Consider the following 24,658-nt stretch of genomic DNA (forward strand, 5'->3'; position numbering starts at 1 on the left):
ATCACAATCCTTTAATAATTTTGCAGATGCGTTCCTGATCTGTATCTGTCATCTTGGTATCAGAAGGCAAACAAACCCCTGATTCAAAGAGTCTTTCGGACACGGTTGTGCCAATATAATCACACCAACTAAAATAAGGTTGTTGATGCATGGGTTTCCAGATCGGCCGGGATTCAATATTCTCTTCTTCCAGAGCATCCATTATCTCCAGCGGTTTTATTTTACTATCCAGGGTTATACAACTTAGCCAATAATTAGGTTCATTCCAGAGATTGACAGGCATAAATTGAATTCCTGGCAATTCACCTAATTCTCTTTTGTAAAACTCAAAGATCTTTTTTTTCTTTGCAACTCTCAGATCCAATACTTTTAGTTGACCTCTGCCAATCCCAGCTGAAATATTGCTCATGCGATAGTTAAAGCCTAATTCACTGTGCTGATAATGTCTCGCTGAATCTCTTGACTGCGTCGACCAGAATCTTACCTTTTGTATCTTCTCTTTATTGTTGGAAACAAGCATTCCACCGCCAGAAGTGGTTATAATCTTATTCCCATTAAAACTAAATACACCATACTCACCAAAGGTGCCCGTCTGTCTGCCTTTGTATAAGCTTCCCAGAGATTCAGCTGCATCTTCGATCACCGCAACGCCATGACGATTACAAATTGCCATGATTCTATCCATATCAGCCGATAAACCATAAAGATGAACGACAATCACAGCTTTCACATTGGGATATTTCTGGAAAGCTTCTTCTAATGCCAGTGGGCACATATTCCAGGTTTCCTCGTCACTGTCAATAAATACAGGAATCGCTTTTTCATAAATAATGGGATTTACAGTTGCCGAAAATGTGAGCGTCGGACAAAAGACAATATCACCTTCCCCTACACCAACCGCTCTCAAGGCCAGGTGAATAGCCGCAGTCCCGGTATTTAATGCCGCGGCGTATCTCACCCCCACTTTTGATGCAAACTCTTTTTCAAATTCATTAACATTTGGTCCAAGCGGTGCAATCCAATTGGTACTAAACGCTTCTTTAATATACGCCATTTCAAATCCTTCATCACTCATATGCGGCGATGCCAGATATATTTTCTCTCCCATTGCGGTCTGCCTCCTAAACAGTGTTGATTGATGTCATCTTAACTCATCGCTGAACAAATCTTAAGATGCCACTAAACGAATTTGCTTATTCTAGTCTTTATTAAATCACTCAATAATCAGGTTCTTTATTTTTGCCGCACTCTCAACGCTGTATAATGGAATATTTTTTACCTCACTTGATTTAAAAGATGACAATTTTAAATCCTCAATATCTCCAATTAATTGACATAATGACCCTGTCATATCGCTGGCGTCAATTGTAACACTTGAAATTGTCGATTGATTAACATTTTCAATACTGAATCCGCCATGGTCATTCTCTTGCTGTTTTGATCCACTGATGTTCACGCCATCAATGTTTAATTCGGATGCATCGTTTATTTTAAAGCCCAAGCTACTACCTTTTATAATCAAACCAGATATTGTAATGTTTGTAGCACCACTATTAATATGAACGCCTACTACACTATCCTTGATACGACAGTCTTTAAATACCATATTTTCTGGTGGATGACGATACTGAGGATTCCCTGCTATTGCGATACCGCCACCAGAGGCATTATTAAACTCAACATTCTGGAAATAAAAATTGCTGTTGTCTCCTCTCAGATAAGCAGAATGCAGCCACTTGGTACCGCCATCATTTGAATTTAGCACACTATCAACCATACTAAAGCCATTCGTGCCGGAGATCTGTATCGGCATCCCGGAGTTATCGATCCTTAAATTGCTTATTTTTATATCTTTATTTCTCAACTTACCGGCCTGAGATATTTTCAAACCAACATAGACATCCTCCATAAAAACATCACTTATTTTCATCGTGTCTACGCCTTGAAAATACATGCCTTGAACATTGCTAACCATACTATTTTCATAATAATCGATACCTATAATCTTATTTTCAGATTTCAAAGTCAGGCCTTCAATTGAAATATTTGAAACCATGTCGTCGGGACTTGACCATAGCATATTTCTGATTGTGTCTTCTTCCGGAGCCATAAATAATGTTGCACCATAGCCGCTTATATGCGTGTTTTCCTTCATGACAAGCTGTTTTGTTATCAGATATGATTCACTCGATTCTGGTATCACCAACAGTGCCTTTTCTTTGCTTGCATCATCAATTGCATTTTGCAAGGCCGTTGTGTCATCCGTTAAACCATCTCCTTTTGCCCCATAATCTTTTGCATTTATTTCTTTATCAAGCGGCACCAAGACTTCTTTTATTTGATCTGGATTTGATGATAGCTTTTCAGAGGTGTTCAAAATTTCGGGACTTATGTAGTTAAACGCAAAAACACCAAGGCTGATGACTGCCAGTATTACCACTGATATCGTTAACTTACTCATAAAAATCTTCCTTCCGATATTAAACTAAATAACTATCCATCTTTAAAGATCTGGTCGTCCTGGCCAAAACCAAACCTGTAAATCACTGCTTAAAATAGAACTATTCTAATTATAATAGTATTTCTTTAACAAAATTACAAGTATTAGTTTCATTTTAGTAAATGGTCAATCTTTTTAATTATTAATCGTGCGCTTCTTCAAGTTACTTAAGATATATACCCAAGATTCCTCAAATAACGCAGAGATTCACAGCGCCACATGCTGCTCTTCCACCTTAAATTGCGCCCCCCCTTTTTAACTCCTGGATGATTTATTATATCATAAAGCAAATTGGAATCAGCGGAGGTTTTCTTAAAAATATCTTATCCCTCTTGTTTTTAAATAGACTGATTGGGTATAATATGCTTGAGGTGATAGATTATGAAAGTTGAGTATAATAAAATTGTTCGGGATAAGATTCCAAAAATCATTAAAGACAGTGGACGTACCTGTGAGTACAAAATCTTAGGTGAATCAGAAGTTCGAGATGCATTAAAAGAAAAGCTTCTTGAAAAAGCTCAGATATTTTTGAAGCGACCCTCGGAAGATGAACTTTCGGATATCTACGAATTGCTGGATACAATTGTGGAGACCTTTGAATATGAGCCACTTCATATTGACTATTTAAAAATTCAGAATAAAGAGACTAAGGGTACCTATTCTGAAAAGGTGTTTCTGATCTCAGTGGATGACGGCCAATAGTATTTAAAAAACAGGACTGAGGTCAAATAAATCTGATCTTAGTCCTGTTCTTTCAGATTAATTGAATTCCTCTCACACTAAATCCATTGCATTAAAATGAAAATGCGTTTTCAAAGTGATTAATCACTTGCTCGCCATCTAAGCCGTAATATATTTCAATGACATCAAAGCGAACGCTTACGTCATCTAGCTGTTTCTCCTTTAAATACCAAAGCGCCGTTTTCGCAATGCGTTTTTGTTTAGCCCGATTCACCGCTTCCCGGGGATATCCGTAATCCAGATTCTTTCGATACTTCACTTCGACAAAAACCAGGGTATCACCATCCTGGGTAATAAGATCAATTTCACCAGACGGTTTTTTATAATTCATTTGACAAATCCGATGATTGATATTTTCTAAAAATGTTACCGCCAGTGCTTCCCCGGCCTTTCCTTTTTTGAGATTGTGTGTCTTCATTACAAACCGATATTTTTTATGAAGCTTCGACGGTGAATGGGCGTTGGTCCATGCTTATAAAGGGCTTTTATATGTTCGGCGGTACCATAACCCATATTGTGATCGAAACCATATTCGGGATACTCCTCGTGATAAATCTGCATCAGATTATCCCGGTAGACCTTGGCAACAATGCTCGCCGCGGCGATGGTATAACTGGTGGCATCGCCGTGGATAATCGATTTTTGGGAAATTTTGGAGTCAATTTGGAGGGCATCAATAAGTAGCAGATCCGGTTTTGTGGATAATGTACTTAACGAATCAGTCATGGCTTTTTTAGTGGCATTTAGAATGTTGAGACTGTCAATCCCATCATTATCGACCTGGCCGATGGCATAATCCAACGCGTCTTCAAGCAGCTGCTCGCATAAACTTTCCCGCATTTTTTTTGAAACCTTTTTTGAATCATTAACATACAAACGATTGGAATCCGGCTTTAAAACAATGACACAGGTTACCACTGGTCCCGCTAACGGACCCCGTCCAACCTCATCAATACCACCAATTTTTTTTATCCCATTGTTGTAATAGCTTGTCTCAATCGATTTCATCCTTTTAATCCGTTCTATTTCGATCATTCTAGCGTCAACCTTTTTTTCCAAAGATTTTGCGATTTTTTGAACTGCTTGACGTGTATCGCGCTTTAGATCGGGAATCAGGTCCTGGTACGCTTTTATATCCAGTGTTGAAATATAGTCTTTAAGTGACGTAATGGTCATGTTTTGAAATGAATTCATACTTACCTCTTTTTGTTTTTTTACGTATCTTTGGATATTATACTACAGAATTAAAATAAAAAAAACAACCATCTTCCTGACAAACAGAAAGTGATTGTTTTAAATAAGCTATCGCGTACTTTTTTTAAAAGTTATTATTTGGTCGTTCCAGAGTGATACGTCCAATCCGACCATTTTTAAAATCATTGAGTATCAGCACACTGGTACGCGCATAATCGTACTCGCCACCTTTAATCAGCAGTCCCCGACTCTTAGCAATAGCATCGAAAACCTCGGGAAGATTTTTTCCTTCAATCTCGATTTTATAAATCGCTTCCAGTTCATCAGGATAATATACCAACAAGTATTTGAGCAAATCAGCCGCAATATTTTCTTTTTCATAAATCGTATCTTTGATGGAACCTAACCAGGCTAAATGCAGCCCCACTAGTGGATCATCGAATTTTGGCCATAATATCCCCGGGGTATCCAAAAGCATCAGGTGATCCGGAGTACTAAGCCATTGCTGCCCCTTTGTAACGCCCGGCTTATTGCCAATCTGGGTTTTCTTTTTTCCAATGAGGCTGTTAATAACCGTCGATTTCCCGACGTTGGGAATTCCGCAAACCAGGCATTTTACCTGCGCTTTCTCTTTGATATTAAGTTCATGAATGGTTCTGACCAGGTCGGTTTTCATCCGCCGATCGAAGGCATCAAACAGTACAACCTTCTGAATGTCAGTATTTTTTTTAAACCAGTCCATCCATAAAAGACTGACTTCCGGATCCGCTAAATCCGACTTATTTAGCAACAAGATGTGTTGCTTATTCCAGGTATACTGGTTAATCTCGGGATTCTTGCTCGATAACGGCAGTCTGGCATCGACCACTTCGATCACCACATTGATGAGCTTGAGTTTTTCTTTTATTTCTCGATTGGCCTTCGCCATATGACCCGGATACCATTGTATGTATTCAATTTTCTCTTCTGACATTTTTATACCAGTCCAATTTCCGAAAGGGGCCAAATTCTAAAGATCACTTTGCCGTCAATGGCATCTCTTTCGACAAAACCCAGACTCGGATAACGACTGTCCGAACTATTTGCGCGGTTATCCCCCATCACAAAATAAGTACCAACTGGAACGGTGACTTCTGAAAAATCTTCGTACGCTTCAGTGTTGATATACGCTTCAGATAAGGGCTCACCGTTCCGATAAACAACCATATCTTTTATCTCAATGGTATCTCCGCCCTTTCCTATTACCCGTTTGACATACTCAACGCTATCACTATAACTGAGGATCACAATCTCGCCATAATCTGGCTCACCGATGGTATAGCCGATTTTATTGACAATCAGGCGATCACCCCCTACCAGGGTGGGAAACATCGAACTTCCCTGGACCATGACAAAGTCAAATAGAAACATTTTTATGATAAAAGCAAGAACAATGGCAATCACTGCGGATTGTATCCATTCTTTAAGTTCCAAATTACCCTTAGAGTCCTGATCTTCTTTCATTTCTTCACTTCCTTGCTAACAACTCGTTATTTTAAACAACCAAGTTAATCAAAAAAGAGGCTTGCCAGCCTCTGAATTATACTCTTTTTTCTTTGACTTTTGCTGCTTTACCGACGCGATCACGAAGATAGTTAAGTTTAGCTCGACGGACTTTACCATGTCGAACCACTTCAACTTTTTCGATCTTTGGTGAGTGGACCAGAAAGGTTCGTTCAACCCCAACACCCGAAGAAAGTTTACGTACTGTGAATGTTTCACCCACACCACCATTTTGTTTTTTAAGCACAATGCCTTCAAAAATCTGAATTCTTTCACGTTTACCTTCAATAACTTTAACATGAACTTTGACCGTGTCACCAACGCTAAACTTAGGTGGCTCTGCCTTCATATTTTCTAATTGAATCTTTTTAATAATGTCCATTTTTTTTCTCCTTAATATTCGATTTCCGACGTTCATGCATCATGTACAGAGGACCGTCTCCCTTGATAACATACTGACATATTATACACTTTGCTAACTCTTTATGCAAGTTTTATTTATTTATATTTTGATAGTGTTCAAATAAATCTGGTCGGATTAGCCGGGTGCGTGTCTCTGCCTGGCTTAAACGCCACTTTTTGATCTCGGCATGATTGCCTGAAAGTAGCACTTCCGGTACTTCCTGACCTTCAAAATCCCGCGGCTTGGTATAATGGGGATATTCGAGCAAATGACTTTCAAAAGATTCTTCCGCCAAACTATCACCATTGCCCAAAAAACCGGGAATATGGCGGGCCATCGCATCAGCCAGGGTCAGAGCCGGTAATTCTCCACCCGTTAAGACATAGTCCCCCACCGAAAATTCCAGATCCACGTAAGCATCGATAACGCGCTGATCAATGCCTTCATAATGGCCACAGATAAAAACAATTCCCGGATATTTAGAAAGTGTCATCCCATCTTTTTGTTTAAACGGTTTGCCCCCCGGCGTTAAATAAACGACTGGATAAGTACGAAAATCGGGAATACTTTTTAAGGCTGCAACAATCGGCGGAGCTGCCATCACCATACCAGCACCACCTCCATAGGGGGTATCATCAACCTTATGATGCTTATTACCGGAGAAGTCGCGGATATTGATCACAGCATAGTCAATCAAACCCGCCTTGACGCCGCGACCGATCATTCCGGTTTGAAAATACGTTTCAAAGATTTCCGGAAATAAGGTTAAAAAATAAAATTTCATAGATCCAATATTTCCTGTGGGATACTGGCATCAATTCGTCCAGTTTTGACATTGATTTCATTGAAATAGAGTTTTCTCGCGGGAACACAATAGACTTTCTTGCCTGCGGTGATAATATAAACATCCACCCCTCCGGCTTGCATCACATCGGTAATTTTTCCTAACAGTTGGCCGTCATTATAAACCGGTAAGCCCAATAATTCTTCGATAAAAAACTCATCTTCTTCCAATGTAACTGCCAGTTCTTTTGGGATACCGACTTCCCAACCCGTCAATGCTTCGGCATCATTACGGTTGGTGATACCTTCGAGAAACAACAACACGTTGTTTTTATGAAGGCGGCAATTGGTAATCTTATAGTCCACTTCACTTTTGCCATGGATCAGGGTGACCCCATCCAGGTCATAAAAACGGCCCGGATCATCGGTTAAAGGTAATACTTTTAATTCACCCTTGATGCCATGAACACCAAGAATACGGCCAACGATGATTAAACGATTATTATTTTCCATTGTTATCTCCTGTTTTTTTGCCCTGAAAAAGACACGAAAAAAAAGAGCTGTATACACAGCCCAATGCCTTTATTGGATGATTTCCAACATGACACGTTTGTCTTCTTTCGTGGCAGCGGCTTTTATGACGGTACGAATTGCTTTTGCGATACGCCCCTGTTTTCCAATGACCTTGCCCATATCATCGTCAGCGACTTTCAATTCCAAAACAATGGATTGTTCGCCTTCAACTTCTGAGACAGATACCGCATCGGGGTGTTCAACAAGAGCTTTGGCAATAATTTCCACAAGTTCTTTCATCATTTACCTCCTGGTACTACTCGATTACGTTTTCTCTTTTTAATAAATACTTAACGGTGTCCGTTGGTTTTGCGCCATTGGCCAACCATGTCTTGGCTTTGTCTGCATCTACTTTTACGAGTGCAGGGTCAACACAAGGGTTGTAGTATCCAATTTCTTCGATGAACTTACCATCACGTGGTGCCCGTGCATCAGCAACAACGATTCTATAAAAAGGTTTCTTCTTCTTACCCATTCTTTTTAATCTGATTTTTACTGCCATGTTCGTTCCCCCTTTCTTAACTTCTTTATCTAATGACATAATGTCCTTGATAACACTGATTTTACATAAACGGAAGCTTCATCCGTCCTTTTTTGGCCATGTTCGGATTTGACATTTGCTTCATCATCTTTTTGGACTGTTCAAAACCCTTTAATAACCGGTTAACATCCGCTACCATAGTACCGCTTCCCAACGCGATTCGTCTTCGTCGGCTGGCATTGATGATCCCGGGTTTATGGCGTTCTTCCTTGGTCATCGATAAGATGATGGCCTCGGTTTTTTTTGTATCCGCCCCCGATAAATCGACATTTTTCATGGCTTTCTTACTGGCTCCCGGCATCATTTCCAGCAAGCTGCTAATCGAGCCCATGCTTTCGATCTGCCTGATCTGATCCAAAAAGTCATTCAGATCAAAATCCTGATTTCTGAACTTTTCTTCCAGTTCTTTGGCTTTTTCATCATCCATCATACTTTGGGCTTTATCAATAAAGGATAGTACATCCCCCATTCCCAAAATCCGCGATGCCATCCGGTCCGGATAAAAAAGTTCAATATCGGTCAGTTTTTCACCGGTGCCGATATATTTGATCGCCTTGCCAATCGTATAGGTAATCGATAAGGCCGCCCCGCCACGGGTATCGCCATCCAACTTGGTCAGGATTACCCCTGAAATATCAAGCAGGCGATTAAACTCATTAGCTACATTGACCGATTCCTGTCCGGTCATCCCATCGACCGTTAATAAAATTTCGGTAGGATTAATGACTTCTTTAATATTAACCAATTCATCCATTAGCGCTTCATCGATTTGTAATCGACCGGCCGTATCCATAACCACCAGATCATAATGGCCTTCAACTGCTTTTTTAAGTCCCCGTTTGGCAATGCCGACCGGGTCTTTTATATCATGTTCAGAGTAAACGTCAATTTTTAATTCATCCCCGAGAATTTCAAGCTGCTTAATCGCTGCTGGACGATAGACGTCACAAGCAACCAGCAAGGGTTTGAATTTTTTCTCTTTGCGCAACAGGTTGGCAAGCTTAGCTGCTGTGGTTGTTTTACCAGCACCCTGGAGACCCACCATCATATAAACATTCTGGCGTCCCTGGATAAAGTCCATGCGCTCAATTTCACCGCCCAGAAGGGTTGTCATTTCATCTTTTACAATCTTGATAAACTGCTGTCCCGGAGTCAGGCTGCTAAGTACCTCTTGGCCGATGGCGCGCTCACCGATATTTTTGGTAAACTGTTTAACGACTTTGAAATTGACATCGGCTTCTAAAAGAGCCATTTTTATTTCCCGATTGACTTCCTGGATGTCTTTTTCGTTTAATTTTCCTTTGCGCTTAAGTTGGGAAAATATATTTTGAAATTTTTCATTTAATCCTTCAAAGATCATCTGTCACCTCTAGTTTTCTTCACTGACTTTTTTCAGTTTTTCAACCACCAGCATCAATTCAGATTGTAGCTGCTCGTCTTTTTCACGATCAACACAGTCCAATAGAACTTTCTCAATTTCTTCCAGAATAATTTGAGATTTTAAAAACTTGGCGATGAGTCCCAGTTTTTCTTCATAGGCTTCCATCATGGCTTTAGAGCGTTTAATCACATCAAAAATACCCTGACGGGTAACTGCCATTACCTCAGCAATTTCAGCCAGGCTATAGTCATCATCATAGTAATACTCTAAAATCTGCTTCTGCTTAGCGGTTAGCAGTTCGCCATAAAAATCAAATAAATATTGTTCCCCTACTTTTTTTTCCATATGCACCTTCGATATCGTCGTAAAGGAATTTTACTTGACGACTTAATTATTGTAAGTCCTGACAGTAAAAAAGTCAAGCTTTTATTCGCGCTCTTTGGGACATTTCGTTAAAATCTTTATAAACCTTTATTCAAAGAGCAAATCAACAAATTTCTTTGGATCAAAATCGATGAGATCTTCTGATTTTTCGCCAATACCAACGTATTCAATGGGAATCTGCATTTCATCGATAATCGAGATTGCGATACCGCCTTTGGCGGTTCCGTCGAGCTTAGTCAGCACAATTCCCTTAATTTCGACACACTCATGAAACACCTTTGCCTGGTTAATCGCATTTTGCCCAGTAGTAGCATCTAACACCAATAAATTATGAACCGTGAACCCTTCACCTTCCCGGTTAATCACCCGACTGATCTTTTCAAGTTCTTTCATCAGATTAACCTTATTATGCAGACGTCCCGCCGTATCACAAATCAGAATATCGGCTTTACGGGCCTTGGCTGCACCAATGGCATCAAAAACCACCGAGCTCGGATCGGCACCGGTAGTACTTTTGATAATATCCACGCCAACCCGTCTGGCCCATTCATCGAGTTGTTCCACCGCCGCCGCCCGAAAGGTATCCGCTGCTGCAATGACAACTTTTTTGCCTTCTTTTTTATAGCGCTCAGAGAGTTTGGCAATCGAGGTGGTTTTTCCGGCCCCGTTGACGCCAACAACCAGCATAATCGTGGGTAGCTGCGGCTTTTTTACTTCCACCAAAACCATATCGACCAGGATTTCTTTTAGAAAGCCCATCACTTCTTCCTTGCTTTTAGACCGGGTTTCTTTAATCTTTGCCCGCAGCGCCGCCGTGATTTTCACTGAGGTTTGAGCCCCTAAATCCGAGAGAATCAGAGTTTCCTCCAGCTCGTCAAAGAAATCATCATCAAAGCTCCCCATATACATGACATTTTCTATTTTTTCCTTGAAATTGTCAGCCGTTTTAACCAGCTTGTTACGCATCCGTTCATATAAACTTAATTCCATCGTTGCCTCCTTCGTTTTAACCCCTTAGAGCCTTGCCTAAGTGAGTTTATTTGGGGTCAGTTTGTAATTTCTCCTGACCATCATTTTAAGCGTAATCCGTCAGTCGAACCGACACCAATTGGGACACCCCATCCTTGGACATCGATACCCCATAGAGATTGTCGCACACTTCCAGGGTAGTACGACGATGAGTGATCGTGATGAACTGATTATGTTCCGCTACTTTTTTGAGGTAGCTGATGTAACGGTAAATATTATGATCATCCAAGGCAGCGTCTACCTCATCGATCACACAAAAAGGGGACGGGTTAATTTCCAGAAAGGAAAACAGCAGAGCAATGGCAACCATTGACTTTTCACCACCAGAAAGCAGAGAAATATGCCGCAGCCGTTTACCCGGTGGCTGAGCCACCAGTTCAATTCCCCCTTCCAGCACCCCAGTAGGGTCCGTAAACTCCAGATAAGCCCGACCGCCTTCAAATAGAATGCCAAAGATCCGCGTAAAATTCTCCTGTAGCTTGATAAAGTTTGCCTTAAACTGCTCGGTCATGGCGTCATACAAGGTATTAATAATATCTAACAGCTCACTTTTCCCAGCTTTTAAATCATCCATTTGTTCTTTCATAAAATCATGTCGGGCGATAATTTCTTCATACTCTTCAATGGCACCGAGGTTCACATTCCCCAGTGCGCTAATTTTTTCTCTCAAGGTACGCTGACGTTCTTCAGACAAATCAAGCTCATCAAGGCTGTGCTCCGCCTCCAACTGCTGATAGGCATCTTCAGCCATTAAATAGTTAATTTCATAGCTCTTATAGATATTCTCTTCCCAATGGTTCATCTGTAGCTGCAGACTGTTTAGTTGAGTCGAAATGGTATTTTTTCTGTCGTTGTCAATAATCAATTGGTGATTGTCATTTTTTATTTCTTCCTGTAGCGTCTCCAGCCGCTGGGCATTCGTTTTTTGCAGTTCCATCGCTTGTTTATTTTTGTCACGATGGGATTCAATTTTTTTGCTTAGCAGCTGATGATCCGCCCCCAGTTTTTCCTGAAGTCGGATCAATTCGCGGGATTCATTTAGGTAACCCGCCATTTCAGCTTCCAGAGTCGTTTTTCTGGCTGTCTGGTGGCTTAATTGTTCCTGCATCAAGACGATTTGCTGATCAAACCCAGCGATTTCTCCTTTGATCTGAGTGATAACCATTTGGCTTTCTGATATTTTTAACCGCAAATCGTCCAGTTGCTGTCTGATCATATGAGCCTGATCATCAGTTTCCTGACCTTTTGTGGCTTCCTTGGCCTGATTATATGATGCTTCGATTTTAGTCAGCTCAATATTTAACTGTTCCAGCTTCTGACTGAGTGCCTGAAGCTTTTGCTCCTGAGACGAAATCGACTGCGTACTTTCACGCTGTTTTCGGCTCAAGTCCTCAATTGTCTTGTTCTTCTCCCACAGCGCTTGTTTGCAGCGGTTATACCCCGTTTCCAGTTCCTTTAATTGATCGACTACCTGGGTCAGAGATTTTTGCACCGTCACATCCTGGTTTTTGATCGCATCCAGGGCTTTTTTTTGCTGATCCATTTCTTTTTGCAAATTCTGGATTTCAATCTTCTTAGAAAGCGGCGACTGCCGGTTGTCCTTGCTTTGTCCCCCGACAATGGCTCCGCCAGGGTAAAAGATTTCACCTCCCAGGGTTACAACGGTAAACTTAGAAGCCGTTTTCTTCTGGATATCTTTTCCCGAAGCAAAATCTCTGGCGACGATGATTCGTCCCAAAAGACTTTTAATGACCACTTCATAAGCCGCATCGGTTTTAACCAAGTCACTGGCAATCCCCTCGACTCCGGAAGTATTTTTAAGCACTGCCCGGGTTTTTTCATCAACTAAACTGTATTTTAAATTATCCAGGGGCAAAAATGTTGCCCGACCAAGACGCTCTTTCTTGAGCAAATTAATACAATCACTGGCAACCTTAACGCTGGCAACGACAATATTCTGACTTTTAGCACCTAAAGCAATATCAATGGCCTGAAGATATCTGGCCTCAGTCGAGATGAGTTCGCCAACCGGCCCAAAAACCTCATGGATCACCGGGCCGAGCAGCTTTTCTGATGTCATCAGTTTACGAATGGTTGGGAAGTAATCCTGATAATTTTTTTGAATATTTTTTAAATACTCTACCTTGGAAGCATTAACTTTCAAATTATTAGAAATCAGGTGAACCTGATTCTGGAGTTGCTTTTGTTCGTCCAAACTGTGTTGATACTGGATTTGCAACTTCTGGTACTGGTCTTTCCGTTGCTCTTTTTCTGCCAACAGACTACTCATCTCTTGTTTTTGCTGCTTTAGATCCGCAGCGACTTGATCCTGACTGGCTCCTGTTTCATCCAGGTACTTTTTGATAAAAGATGACTCCGTCTTTGCTTCCTGAATGGCCGTTTTAATTTCTAAACGCTTCATTTCGAGTTTTTCGCAAAGCGATTGCTGATTTAGAACGGCCTCTTGAGTTGCTTTGATCCGATCTTTTTCCTGCTGTTCTGCACAGAGTAAAAGATTAAGGGTATTTTCCAGTTCACCTCTGACTGCCTCTTTTGTCACGAGGTTCTCTAGCAAGACATTTTTCTCCAGTTCCAGTCCATCAATCCGCTTAAGTGTTGCCGCAATTCGGGAGGTCAAGCTTTCACCTTCGTTTTTTAAGCGTTCCTGGGTTATTTGATTCGCTTCCAACTGACTTTTACAACGGATATCTTCCCGCTGAACCCGATCGAAATCGGCTCTGAGCACCGATAGATTTTTCTTTTCCGAGTCCGCTAAAAGGTCCAATTCACGATTCTCAATGGTCAGTTTTTGATACAATTCATCCTTTTTTCTGATAATTGCTTCGATTTGTTCACAACTTTTTAGTTGTTCCTCAAGATTTTTTTTTAATACTTTCAGTTCCGTGACCGCGCCGCTCATTTTTCGATAGAAAATCACCAGATCGACAGTCTTTAACTCCTCATAGAGGGTTAAAAAGCTTTTAGCCTTCCGAGATTGGTTTTTTAAGGGGCCCACCTGTTTTTCTATTTCTGCCATAATGTCTCGCAGCCGATCCAAGTGTCCCTGAGTTTGCTCCAATTTTTTTTCGGCTTCGTTTTTTTTAGTTTTATAGGAAACAATACCTACAGCCTCTTCAAAGATATTCCGCAGCTCAGTGGGACTACTCGATAAAATATTTTCGATACTCCCTTGGCTGATTAATGAATAACCGTTTTTCCCCAAACCGGTATCCATAAAAATACTGTGGATCTCTTTTAGTTTACAGCTTTTTTTATTAATGGCATAGTCACTTTCGCCGGACCGAAATAGTTTCCGTGAGATCGCTATTTCCTGGGGATAGTTTTCCAACGAACCCTCTTTGTTGTCTAAAATCAAAACAACCTCGGCATAACCGGAGGCTTGTTTTTTTTCTGTTCCTGAGAAGATGACATCTTCCATTTTTTTACCCCGAAGGGATTTAATGCTTTGTTCACCCAAAACCCATTTGATGGCATCAGTGATATTACTCTTTCCGCTGCCGTTAGGGCCCACAATTGCAGAAATACCTTCTGAAAACTCAAGGCTTACAGGGTCTGCAAATGATTTAAACCCCGACAATCGCAATTTTTTTAAATACAAGCCCTCACCTCAATTTAGTCTTCTCGTCTTAAGCAAATAGTTTTTAGCGGCGTCCTGCTCCCCTTCTTTTTTGCTTTTACCGATGCCATGACTCACACAATCGCCATTAAAAATCAATTTAATATAAAAGGTTTTGTTGTGTTCCGGTCCTTCAGAACGGTCCAGGACATATTCAATAACATTGTCATTGTTCTTTTGAATATACTCCTGAAGTTCCGTTTTATAGTCTTTTACCAGCGCACCGGACAAAGCCAGAGCGATATTACTTTCCAACACTTTCAGAACAACTTTCCGGGTTATTTCAAAATTACTGTCTAAAAATACAGCCCCAATCAGGGCCTCAAAGGCATTGGCAAGGTTCGATTTCCGTTGCCTTCCCCCAGTTACAATTTCACCCTTTCCCAAGAAAATATGATCTCCCAACTGGAGTTCATAGGCAGCCTTGGAAAGAGACTCGGCACATACAATATTGGAACGGATTTTCGTCATTTTACCCTCAGATAATTTGTGAGACAAAAATAAATACTCACTGATAATCAGTTCCAATACTGCATCCCCCAAGAATTCAAGTCGTTCGTTGTTGGTCGAATTTCCTGAATGTGAACTATGCGTTAAGGCAACTTTTAATAACTCTTTTTTCTTGAAACGGTAATCGATTTTTTCTTCGATTGTCACTTAATATCCCCCCTTATCGATTACGAGAGTTCGCCTGAGCGTTTCTCGCTATTCCCCATGAAAAGAAGCAAACCAGAAAAGATAACGCACAGTCTCCTGAATAAGGAGAAGGTGGGTGCCATTGTTTCTCAGCGACACCCTTTAATCTTCTTAGGAAATTGCGTTGATGATATCTCCTACAGTTTGGATATTTTCTAATGCACTTTCGTCAATTTTAGTTCCAAATTCATCTTCAAACGCCATAATCAGCTCAACCACATCCAGTGAATCTGCTTCCAGATCGTCAATGAGTGAGGTTTCAAGGGTAATTTTTTCAATATCAACATCCAATTGCTCTGAAATAATTGCCGTAACTTTTAAAAATCGTTCATCCATGACTTAAGCCTCCCTGTTTTTTGCATTATCAGTAATTTTTTTCAACACATCATTCTCAATAAACTTAATACTCTGTCGCACCGCATTTTTAATCGCAAAAGCATCACTGCTACCGTGAGCTTTGATAATACCACCTTTTACACCTAAAAAGGGAGCACCGCCATACTCGGCATAGTCAAATTGTTTTTTGAAGCTTTTCAAATTATCTTTAATCAGCATTCCTCCAATTTTACCCTTGGTGTTACTCATGATTGACGTCTTCATTTTTTTAAGCAGATAAGCAGAAATACCTTCGGTTAATTTCAATACGATGTTGCCCGTAAATCCATCGCAGACTAACACATCAGCCTTCGTTTCGGGAATATCGCGTGCTTCAACATTGCCCAAAAAATTAAAATCCCCAGCTTCCAAAAGCTCATAGGCCGCTTTTACAAGACTGTTTCCTTTTTTTGCTTCAGCACCGATATTAATGAGTCCGATCCCCGGATCTGTTTTACCTAAAACATTTTCTGAATAAATTTTTCCTAATTGGGCAAACTGTTCCAAATACTCCGGTTTACAATCGGCATTGGCACCGGTATCAATAAGAACAAATACGCCGTCACTTTTGGGCAGCGTTGCTGCCAGAGCAGGACGTTTGATTCCCTTAATCCGGCCCAGTTTTAATAATCCCCCGGATAAAAGTGCCCCGGTACTTCCAGCTGAAATCAGCACTGCATTTTCTCGGTTCTTCATTTCATCAAGTGCCACAACTAAAGACGAATCCGGTTTTCGCCGAATCGCCATGGCGGGATCTTCGGTATTTTCTATGACGGTTTCGGCATGCAGAATTTCAATTTTGTCATCAGGGTAATCGTATTTTGAAAGCTCTTCTAAAATAGCCGGCCGGCGACCCACCAGGGTCAGCTTGACGTCATATTCCTTAACCGCATCAATGGCACCCTTTACGATTTGATAGGGCGCGTCATCGCCACCCATGGCGTCTAAAAAAATATTCAAACTAACGCCCTCCTTTGTATCTGTCTATTATCCCAGAAAAAACCGATTCAGTAAATACAATCAATAAAAATATCCGGGCCTAAAATAATCCCAGATAGAGAAAAAACAGAGTCTAGACTCTGTTTATTCGTTAAAGCTGATAACGCTAACGTCTTTGTATGTGCCACAAGACTTGCAAACTCGATGAGGCAATTTAATTTCACCACATTTTGGACAAGTACTCATTCCTGGAATATTTAATTTGTAATGTGTTCTTCTTTTGTCTCTTCTGGACTTAGAAGTTTTTCTCTTTGGTACAGCCATCACTCACACCTCCTAAATAGTAAAGTCATTTCACTTACAATAATTTTTTCAACGCTTCAAATCGCGGATCATAATCACCAAATTTGTCGCATTCGCATTGCTCGTGATTTAAATTGTTGCCGCATTTTGGACACAAACCCGCACATTCTTCACTGCACAGTACACGGAAAGGTTCATTAATATAAATGCATTCTTCAACGATGGGCAATAAATCAAGTATTGCTTCATCCTCTTCAACCGTTACCGTATCCGTATAGTCATAAAGACAATCAATGGGGGTTGGTTCTAGGCAACGCGCACAGGGAAAGATCATGGTCATCTCAAGGGTGAAATTCACCAGAAAATTACCTTTCGATACTTTTTCGATGGTTCCACGCACGAAAGCGCCATTTTCATCCAGTTCTCCCTCTATATCATTTAAATCCGTATTTTTTACAACAAATTCAAAAGGGATTATTTTTTCCTGCAATAGCTTATTGATTTCAAAATTCATTTTATCACTCCAAACGGGCAATCATCATTATATAGACGATTGCCCGTTTTGTCAAGTGAAATACTTTACATTATTTAGCTAACGCTAAGGTGTCTCTGGCAATCATTAATTCTTCATTGGTTGGTATAACCATAACGGTTGTTTTAGAGTCTTTATCAGAGATAACAGTCGCTTCGCCGCGCTTGCTGTTGGTAACAGGATCAAGCGTAATTCCCAAGTATTTTAAACCACCACAAATTGCAGCTCGCGAAGTTGTTGAGTTTTCACCTAAACCAGCGGTGAAGATAATGCCGTCTACCCCATCCATGGCCGCAACATAAGCGCCGATGGTAGTACGAACCCGATAGTGAAAAATATCCAGTGCTAACTGAGCCCGTTTATTACCACTGTTTGCGGCACCTTCAACATCGCGGAAATCTGAACTGATTCCAGAAACGCCAAGCACACCAGACTTTTTGTTCATGATATTATCAACTTCATCTACTGTATAGCCTTTATTAACCAGGAAAGGAATGATAGCAGGATCAATGTCACCGCAACGCGTTCCCATTTCCAATCCGGCCAGTGGAGTCAATCCCATTGAAGTGTCAACCGATTTTCCGTTTTTAATGGCACAAAGACTGGCACCATTACCTAAATGGCAAGAAATCAGTTTCAGGTCTTCAAGTTTTTTACCCATTAATTCAGCCGCAGCCTGGCTCACAAATTTATGGGATGTTCCATGGAAGCCATACTTTCTGATCTTGAATTTTTCATATAATTCATAAGGGAGTGGATACATGAAAGCTTCGCCCGGCAAGGTTTGATGGAAAGCGGTATCAAATACTGCTACCATTGGTACATTTGGCAGTAACTCCCGACAAGCATTAATTCCAATCAAGTTAGCAGGATTGTGAAGCGGTGCTAATTCTGAGCACTCTTCCAAACTTTTAATAACCGCATCATCAATAACGACTGAATCAGAGAAAGTTTCAGCACCATGCACAGCTCGATGACCGACAGCAGAAATTTCTTCCAAAGACTTCACTACTCCATGAGCAGGATCAACTAAAGCTGCCATGACAAGATTCAAAGCTTCTTTATGGGTCTTCATCGGTTGTACCAATTTCACCTTGTCTTGACCTGGCGCTTCGTGAACCAAAACAGATCCTTCAATACCGATTCTTTCAACTAAACCTTTAGCTAAAACCTCTTCAGTGGTCATATCAAGCAATTGATATTTTAGTGAAGAACTACCGCAGTTAATAACAAGTACATTCATTAATAATTACTCTCCTTTAGTTTTTAGATTGATTACACTTCATACGTTCTATATAATAACAGTAATATGCTAAGAATACCATTATTTTTTTGTCATATTTTGATAATAAGTGAAAAAATTGCTATTTTTTTAACAAGAGAGAGGCTAATATGAAAATTCTTGGTATTATCGCTGAATATAATCCATTTCACATGGGACATGCCTGGCAAATTGAAGCATCAAAAAAAGAGAGTCAGTGTGATGGTGTGATGGTTTTAATGAGCGGCAACCTGACCCAGCGTGGCGATTTTGCACTACTTAACAAATGGGAACGCGCCCGACTGGCCTTGTCTTCTGGTGTTGATCTGGTCTGCGAACTTCCCTTTGGTTACGCCTGCCAAAGTGCCGAAGCCTTTGCTTATGGGGGAATTAAAATTTTTAACGCCACTGGGGTTGTTGATGTTCTTTCTTTTGGTTCCGAATTTGGGCATATCCAGCCGCTAACCAGTCTGGCTGAAATACTCGTTCACGAACCCGCTGAATTTAAAAGCTTCCTTAAAGAGGCTTTATCATCCGGTGTTTCTTTTCCTCGAGCCAGAGAATTGGCCATCCGTTCCTATTTAGGTCACGAAGCTGGCGATCTCTTAAAAACTCCCAACAACATTCTGGCCCTGGAATATCTCAAAGCCCTTCATAAAACTCAAAGCAATATCCGTTCAATGACGGTTAAACGACAAGGTGCCGATTATCATAGTCTATTGCCGTCAAGCTTTCTCAGTGCCAGTGGGATACGAAAGATATTATTTGATGCGCTTGCCAACCCGGAGTCAGCGTCTGCTATTCTAAAAATGCTTGATCACAAACTTCCTTATTTAAGTGAAGATCTGATTCTGCCATTTAAAAAAAATTTTAACCCCAACGGCGACGACTTATTTCTTAATGCATTACGGCTGCTGATTCTTTCTCATGATGTAAAACATCTAAAAAACACCCCCTACGTCAGTGAAGGCCTGGAGCATAAAATTCGAGATACTCTAAAAGTTGCCACAACCCTGGACGAATGCGTCAATGGTATTATTTCTAAGCGTATCCCTAAAACCCGGGTTCGCCGGATCTTATGCAATCGGCTCCTGGAACTTGATAAAGAGCTCTTAAAACTTTTCCTAACTGAATCCTTTGTTCCTTATCTACGGGTACTGGGGTTTAATGAAAAAGGCAAAACTATCCTGAGAGCGATTAAAGCTCGCGGACAACTGCCTATTTTAACAAGTTTAAAAAAGAGTCGGTTTTCATTGACCCCCACCCAAAGAAAAATGTTATACTACGATTGTCGAGCGACGGACTTTCATAATCAATTTTACGAAATAAACTATTGCTATCATCGGGATTACATTCAAGGCCCCATTCAATTTTAAATCGCGCGTACCCGTTCACAATCATTGCGAACTGTTTCGCTACAACTTAAGTTTCACTAAAAAGGAGAACACCATGTCATTTTTCACCACTGATAAAACAGCCTTACCAAAACGACCAATCCTCAGGCCCCACTGCGGGCCTGTTCAAGGACAATTCCGCCGGGGACTGTCCTACTATAAAGGAATTCCCTACGCGATGCCGCCGATCGACAACCGGCGGTTTAAAGCGCCCGAACCAATGCCACCCTGGGAAGAGGTCCTTGACTGTTCAAAATACGGTAATTCCTCGCTTCAAATGGGGGGGATAACCCTTGATTCCCCCGGCACCTATCAAATGGACGGCAAAAGCGAAGACTGTCTGTTTTTAAACGTCTGGACGCCAGCGCTAACGCCAGAGGATCGCTATCCGGTTTATGTGTTTATCCACGGTGGTGCTTTTTCCTCGGGCTCCGGCTCTGAAATTGTTTATGACGGCGGACGAATGGCTCAGGAAGGGGTGGTGGTGGTCACCATTAACTACCGGCTCGGTGCTTTGGGATTCCTCGCTACCCGGGGGTTGCTTGAGGAAGCCGGGACCACTGGCAATTACGGATTACTGGATCAGATCCTGGCCCTGCAATGGATTCAGGAGAACATTGAAACCTTTGGCGGGGACCCCCATCAAGTCACCATCGGCGGTCAGTCAGCCGGTGCATATAGTGTCACGGCCCTGATGCTTTCCCCGCTGGCCAAAGGTCTTTTTCACCAGGCCATTGTTGAAAGCGGATCGATCTTCTCAATTTCAGCTTTTTCTGCGCTTAACCGGGGTGATTTGGAAAAAACGATGGATAACGGAAAACTCTTATGTAACTTATACGGCGTCGAGGATTCTTTAAATGGTCTGGATCAGCTAAGAGCCCTTCCCGGTGACGTTTTTGCCGCCCTCTCAATGGTCAAAGCAGACCAGTCGAGTGTTCCCAAAGCTTTCGGTTTCTGGCCGGTATATGATGGCGTAGTTCTCCCCAAAGATCCTGTTAAGGCGCTCAAAAGCGGTGACGTCAATACGGTTAAAATGCTGGTCGGGTACAATACTGATGAATCTTCCTTATTTATAAAGGGCCACACCAATCTGGGTATTTATCAGATGCTCTGCTATCATACCTTTGGTCCTGAACGTGCACCAAAAGCGCTGGACCATTTTTTTGTCGACGATGACCACTCACCTCTCGATCGAGCCCTGGAAATCTATACCTATTCGGCTTTCCTAATTGGAATGGTGATGATGGCTAAAGTATACGCACAGTTGGGAGAAGATGTCTATTTTTATAATTTTGATTTTGATCCGGCCATCCTCAAAATTGTCGGACTTAATACGGCCCATGGCATGGAATTGCCCTTTGTCTTTGGTAACGGAATCGGACAACGGCGAACAACTAAGGTCAGTAATTTATCGTGGATCATGCAACAATCCTGGGTCAATTTTATTAAATTTGGTAATCCCAATTTCAAAGAAGAATATAAGGGACAGATCGTCTGGCCAAAATTTGACCCGGAGAACAAATACATCATGGTTTTTGACGCCCGTCTTTCCAGTAAAAACCTCCCCAATCAGGATGATCTGGATTTCCTAGAGATGCTGATGTTTAGCTAGAACACGCTTTTCCCCATCGATTTGAGCGCAATCAGTTATTTGCCGAAATCGTATTGAGTTCCGCTATTCTTACCATAATTGACTTGCAAAAGAACCAAAAAAATGATACATTTAGCCGATACTAAGATTAAACGAATGATGCTTAACTCGGACTGATCATTTCAGAAGGTGTCATATTATTTTAACGAGGAGATTTATGATGATTATATATAAGCAAAAAGATTTTTTAAATTACATGCCCGACGTCCAGGAATGCAACAAGAGCATTTCTGATCTGAATGACCAGTGGGATAATATTAAACTACTTTCAGAGATCAATTGTCCCATCCAATCAAAAAGTGTTCTCCCCAATATGACTAAAATCCAAAGCGGTTTTATCGATTTACAAGAAGAACTGATTGATACCCTTGTTTCTGAGAAGTTAAAAAAAATGGAACAAAAAATCATTTCAAAAACCCAGGTAGCCATCGATATTCTGATCCGCAACCTTTTTGAACGAACTGCCGACATTGGTTTCCTGGCAACCGATGATGACATCCGCCGCTTCGTCGAAAATACTGACCGTAATGAAAACGACCGCAATATGATTTTATCGCGGATGCGGGAGTATGTAGCCAAGTATTCCGTTTATGAAGACATCATCGTTATGGATAATAATTATCGGGTGCTGGCAAATCTTGATGAACAAAACAATATTCTCGGCAAACAGATTAAAGGCCCCAATCTGGTCAAGACAATGGATGGCGAACAGAGTTTTGTGGAATACTTTAAAAACTCAAAACTGCAATACGGCAATAAGAACTCCCATATCTTTTCCAGTCGAATCTGTCGGGAAGGTACAACCCAAGCCATTGGCCTGATCTGCTTGTGTTTTCGCTTTGAAAATGAAATGACTCAGATCTTTGAAAAACTGACCAATGATTACGATGGTTCCGTTATGACCATCATCGACGATGACAATATGGTTATTGCTAGCAGTGATGAAAATCACGTGCCAATCGGGATCATTGTTGAACCGGTTGAGTCCGGGGTCAATGGTGTTGTCTATTATCGCGGTGCGGATTATATTTCTAAGACCATTGCCACCCAAGGGTACCAAAAATATTATGGGCTTGGTTGGAAGGGTCATGTTATGATCCCTCTTAGCCTAGCTTTTCGGGATAATCGCAATCTCAAAAGCATTGACTCCTCTGTCACAACCGGCCTGATGCATCAGGCCGATTCGTTCTCCACTGAACTCAATGAAATCATCAATAAAACCCAAACCATCAATGGCTCACTAAAACGGATCGTATATAACGGTCAGATCATTGCCCGAGATGACAGCATTGATGCTGAGTACTCCCGTCTAAAACCAATTCTTCGCGCAATCGGACGGATCGGTACCAACACCAGTAGCCTGTTTCAGAGCTCAGTTTCTAATTTATTTTCAACTGTCGTATCAACCAGCCTTGTAGACACCAGCTTTTTGGCCTCGCTTTCTGTTGATATCATGGATCGAAATCTCTATGAGCGAGCCAACGATTGTCGTTGGTGGGCACTTGATTCAAGCATTCGACGGATTCTCGCCAAAGATGATATAACCGCATCGGATAAAAAACAATTAACTGATATTTTAATTTATATCAATGAACTCTACACGGTTTATAGTAATTTATTTGTCTTTGATCAAACCGGCACCATTATCGCCGTGTCCAACCCCAAGCGCAGCGAAGATATTGGCAAGACCCTCACCGACCCCTATATCAATGAAATTTTATCAAATGCAAAACCAGAAAAATACTTTGTTTCCACTTTTGATAAAACCGAGTTATACGATCATCGTTACACCTATATCTATGGTGCCTCGATTACTGATTTTAGCAATCACAACCGCACAGTCGGAGGGATCGGGATTGTGTTTGACAGTGAATACCAATTTAAAACTATCCTTGAAGAATCCCTTCACTCTGATAACAACACCTTTGCGGTGTTTACCGATCGTAACAAAATGATCCTCTCAACAACTAATGATACCTATAAAGTAGGTGAAACCTTAACTTTACCAGACGAGCTGTTTACCGTACCGAACGGCAAAACCCGTTCCGAAATCTTAGTTTATGAAAACAGCTATTATTCGATCGGTTGTGCCTGTTCATCCTGTTATCGTGAATATAAAAATTCAGATGGCTATCATAATGATGTCCTTGCCTTTGTTTTTGAAAAAATGGCAGACTATGCAGAAATCACGGTAAGTAAGTCTAATGATAAAGAAATTGAACAATCTGATTTTGCCTTCTCAATGACTAATGAGTATAAAAAGCTGGCCACCTTTATTATCAATGGACAAGCCTATGGTCTGGAGCAATCCTATGTAGTTGAAGCCTTAGAAGCCAGTAAGGCCATTTCTGTCCCAGGTACCAATACGGTTATTCGGGGTGCTGTGGAATTTAATGATCGTTATTATGCCGTGGTGGATGCGCTAGCACTATTTGATAAGAATCAGCCCAGTCGCAACGCCTTACATGTATTGATGCTTCAACTGTCTGACGATGAAATGATCGCTATACAGGTTGAAAAACTGGTAAGTGTTCTTGAAGTTAATACAAATGACATTCAACCCGTAGAAATCTCATCAGCGATTACCGGCATTATCTGTTTAACCGATGGTTCCGAACGGACGATTTTGGAAATGGATCCTCAGATCATTCTTGAAAAGCTGGTTGAAAACCAGGTCGATGAAAATCTGGAAGCCGCACTTCCTTTACTGGAATCAATCGATAGCAATTAAAAATCATTCGTATTAATAAATCAGAACCCGGATCAAACAAAAAGTCCCAGGTGCAAAAAAGTTACAAT

The 24,658-nt window shown here is 41.1% G+C and carries 25 protein-coding genes; 4 read left to right on the forward strand and 21 right to left on the reverse strand.

All coding sequences use genetic code 11. The annotated features are described in order from the left end of the window. Position 1: 1 nt before the first annotated feature. Positions 2-1,108 carry a DegT/DnrJ/EryC1/StrS family aminotransferase gene (locus ACIZ62_RS10635; protein ID WP_111886670.1) on the reverse strand — a complete coding sequence of 369 codons (1,107 nt, stop codon included), beginning with the start codon at positions 1,106-1,108 and terminating at the stop codon, positions 2-4. Between the two features lie 105 nt (positions 1,109-1,213). Next, complete coding sequence (locus ACIZ62_RS10640) at positions 1,214-2,461, reverse strand: glycosyl hydrolase family 28-related protein (protein ID WP_111886669.1); 1,248 nt, start codon at positions 2,459-2,461, stop codon at positions 1,214-1,216. Positions 2,462-2,881: 420 nt separating this feature from the next. On the opposite strand from ACIZ62_RS10640, the gene ACIZ62_RS10645 reads away from it, so the two are divergent. Continuing rightward, the gene (locus tag ACIZ62_RS10645) at positions 2,882-3,202 is read left to right on the forward strand and encodes a nucleoside triphosphate pyrophosphohydrolase (RefSeq protein ID WP_111886668.1); all 321 of its coding nucleotides are present in this window, start codon (positions 2,882-2,884) and stop codon (positions 3,200-3,202) included. 91 nt (positions 3,203-3,293) lie between these two features. Here ACIZ62_RS10645 and ACIZ62_RS10650 read toward each other — a convergent pair whose 3' ends face one another. The 19 genes from ACIZ62_RS10650 to ACIZ62_RS10740 form a co-directional block, all read right to left on the reverse strand. Further along, complete coding sequence (locus tag ACIZ62_RS10650; RefSeq protein ID WP_111886667.1) at positions 3,294-3,659, reverse strand: YraN family protein; 366 nt, start codon at positions 3,657-3,659, stop codon at positions 3,294-3,296. After that, positions 3,659-4,435, reverse strand: coding sequence for a ribonuclease HII (locus ACIZ62_RS10655; RefSeq protein WP_111886666.1), 777 nt, complete (start codon positions 4,433-4,435; stop codon positions 3,659-3,661). Before ACIZ62_RS10655 ends, ACIZ62_RS10650 begins: the two co-directional genes overlap by 1 nt. Positions 4,436-4,559: 124 nt before the next feature. Next, a complete protein-coding gene (ylqF, locus tag ACIZ62_RS10660) occupies positions 4,560-5,408 on the reverse strand; it encodes a ribosome biogenesis GTPase YlqF (RefSeq protein WP_111886665.1) in 849 nt (282 codons plus the stop codon). 2 nt (positions 5,409-5,410) lie between these two features. Further along, positions 5,411-5,938, reverse strand: coding sequence for a signal peptidase I (gene lepB, locus ACIZ62_RS10665; protein WP_111886664.1), 528 nt, complete (start codon positions 5,936-5,938; stop codon positions 5,411-5,413). A gap of 76 nt (positions 5,939-6,014) precedes the next feature. Further along, positions 6,015-6,359, reverse strand: a complete 345-nt coding sequence (gene rplS / locus ACIZ62_RS10670; protein WP_111886663.1) for a 50S ribosomal protein L19 — start codon at positions 6,357-6,359, stop codon at positions 6,015-6,017. Positions 6,360-6,471: 112 nt separating this feature from the next. Further along, positions 6,472-7,164 carry a tRNA (guanosine(37)-N1)-methyltransferase TrmD gene (gene trmD, locus ACIZ62_RS10675; RefSeq protein ID WP_111886662.1) on the reverse strand — a complete coding sequence of 231 codons (693 nt, stop codon included), beginning with the start codon at positions 7,162-7,164 and terminating at the stop codon, positions 6,472-6,474. After that, positions 7,161-7,676 carry a ribosome maturation factor RimM gene (rimM, locus tag ACIZ62_RS10680; RefSeq protein ID WP_111886661.1) on the reverse strand — a complete coding sequence of 172 codons (516 nt, stop codon included), beginning with the start codon at positions 7,674-7,676 and terminating at the stop codon, positions 7,161-7,163. Before rimM ends, trmD begins: the two co-directional genes overlap by 4 nt. A 69-nt stretch (positions 7,677-7,745) precedes the next feature. Next, entirely contained in the window at positions 7,746-7,976 is a 231-nt protein-coding gene (locus ACIZ62_RS10685) for a KH domain-containing protein (RefSeq protein ID WP_111886660.1), read from the reverse strand. 16 nt (positions 7,977-7,992) lie between these two features. Next, on the reverse strand, positions 7,993-8,238 hold the full coding sequence (gene rpsP / locus ACIZ62_RS10690) for a 30S ribosomal protein S16 (protein ID WP_026394772.1): 246 nt from the start codon (positions 8,236-8,238) through the stop codon (positions 7,993-7,995). Between the two features lie 61 nt (positions 8,239-8,299). Further along, positions 8,300-9,637: a signal recognition particle protein gene (ffh, locus tag ACIZ62_RS10695; RefSeq protein ID WP_111886659.1), complete on the reverse strand. Its 1,338-nt coding sequence runs from the start codon at positions 9,635-9,637 to the stop codon at positions 8,300-8,302. A 9-nt stretch (positions 9,638-9,646) separates the two neighbouring features. Further along, complete coding sequence (ylxM, locus tag ACIZ62_RS10700; protein ID WP_111886658.1) at positions 9,647-10,003, reverse strand: YlxM family DNA-binding protein; 357 nt, start codon at positions 10,001-10,003, stop codon at positions 9,647-9,649. Positions 10,004-10,129: 126 nt separating this feature from the next. Beyond that, on the reverse strand, positions 10,130-11,032 hold the full coding sequence (gene ftsY / locus ACIZ62_RS10705; protein WP_111886657.1) for a signal recognition particle-docking protein FtsY: 903 nt from the start codon (positions 11,030-11,032) through the stop codon (positions 10,130-10,132). Between the two features lie 85 nt (positions 11,033-11,117). Beyond that, the gene (gene smc / locus ACIZ62_RS10710; RefSeq protein ID WP_414150151.1) at positions 11,118-14,690 is read right to left on the reverse strand and encodes a chromosome segregation protein SMC; all 3,573 of its coding nucleotides are present in this window, start codon (positions 14,688-14,690) and stop codon (positions 11,118-11,120) included. Between the two features lie 9 nt (positions 14,691-14,699). Next, the gene (gene rnc, locus ACIZ62_RS10715; protein WP_111886655.1) at positions 14,700-15,365 is read right to left on the reverse strand and encodes a ribonuclease III; all 666 of its coding nucleotides are present in this window, start codon (positions 15,363-15,365) and stop codon (positions 14,700-14,702) included. A gap of 150 nt (positions 15,366-15,515) precedes the next feature. Continuing rightward, complete coding sequence (acpP, locus tag ACIZ62_RS10720; protein ID WP_111886654.1) at positions 15,516-15,740, reverse strand: acyl carrier protein; 225 nt, start codon at positions 15,738-15,740, stop codon at positions 15,516-15,518. 3 nt (positions 15,741-15,743) lie between these two features. Continuing rightward, positions 15,744-16,739, reverse strand: a complete 996-nt coding sequence (gene plsX, locus ACIZ62_RS10725; RefSeq protein WP_111886653.1) for a phosphate acyltransferase PlsX — start codon at positions 16,737-16,739, stop codon at positions 15,744-15,746. Between the two features lie 123 nt (positions 16,740-16,862). After that, positions 16,863-17,042, reverse strand: a complete 180-nt coding sequence (gene rpmF, locus ACIZ62_RS10730; protein WP_084504954.1) for a 50S ribosomal protein L32 — start codon at positions 17,040-17,042, stop codon at positions 16,863-16,865. A gap of 34 nt (positions 17,043-17,076) precedes the next feature. Beyond that, positions 17,077-17,535, reverse strand: coding sequence for a YceD family protein (locus ACIZ62_RS10735; protein ID WP_111886652.1), 459 nt, complete (start codon positions 17,533-17,535; stop codon positions 17,077-17,079). Positions 17,536-17,605: 70 nt separating this feature from the next. Next, positions 17,606-18,796, reverse strand: a complete 1,191-nt coding sequence (locus tag ACIZ62_RS10740; protein WP_111886651.1) for an acetate/propionate family kinase — start codon at positions 18,794-18,796, stop codon at positions 17,606-17,608. Between the two features lie 149 nt (positions 18,797-18,945). Here ACIZ62_RS10740 and ACIZ62_RS10745 point away from each other — a divergent pair, with 149 nt between their 5' ends. The 3 genes from ACIZ62_RS10745 (at position 18,946) to ACIZ62_RS10755 (ending at position 24,590) form a co-directional block, all read left to right on the forward strand. Then, positions 18,946-20,190, forward strand: coding sequence for a nucleotidyltransferase family protein (locus ACIZ62_RS10745; RefSeq protein WP_322518992.1), 1,245 nt, complete (start codon positions 18,946-18,948; stop codon positions 20,188-20,190). A 73-nt stretch (positions 20,191-20,263) separates the two neighbouring features. Continuing rightward, positions 20,264-21,820, forward strand: coding sequence for a carboxylesterase/lipase family protein (locus ACIZ62_RS10750; RefSeq protein WP_111886649.1), 1,557 nt, complete (start codon positions 20,264-20,266; stop codon positions 21,818-21,820). A gap of 199 nt (positions 21,821-22,019) precedes the next feature. Continuing rightward, positions 22,020-24,590, forward strand: a complete 2,571-nt coding sequence (locus ACIZ62_RS10755; RefSeq protein WP_322518991.1) for a chemotaxis protein CheW — start codon at positions 22,020-22,022, stop codon at positions 24,588-24,590. Positions 24,591-24,658: the final 68 nt, after the last annotated feature.

This window comes from Acetobacterium carbinolicum, assembly GCF_047456275.1.
GTDB classification, from domain to species: Bacteria; Bacillota; Clostridia; order Eubacteriales; family Eubacteriaceae; genus Acetobacterium; species Acetobacterium carbinolicum.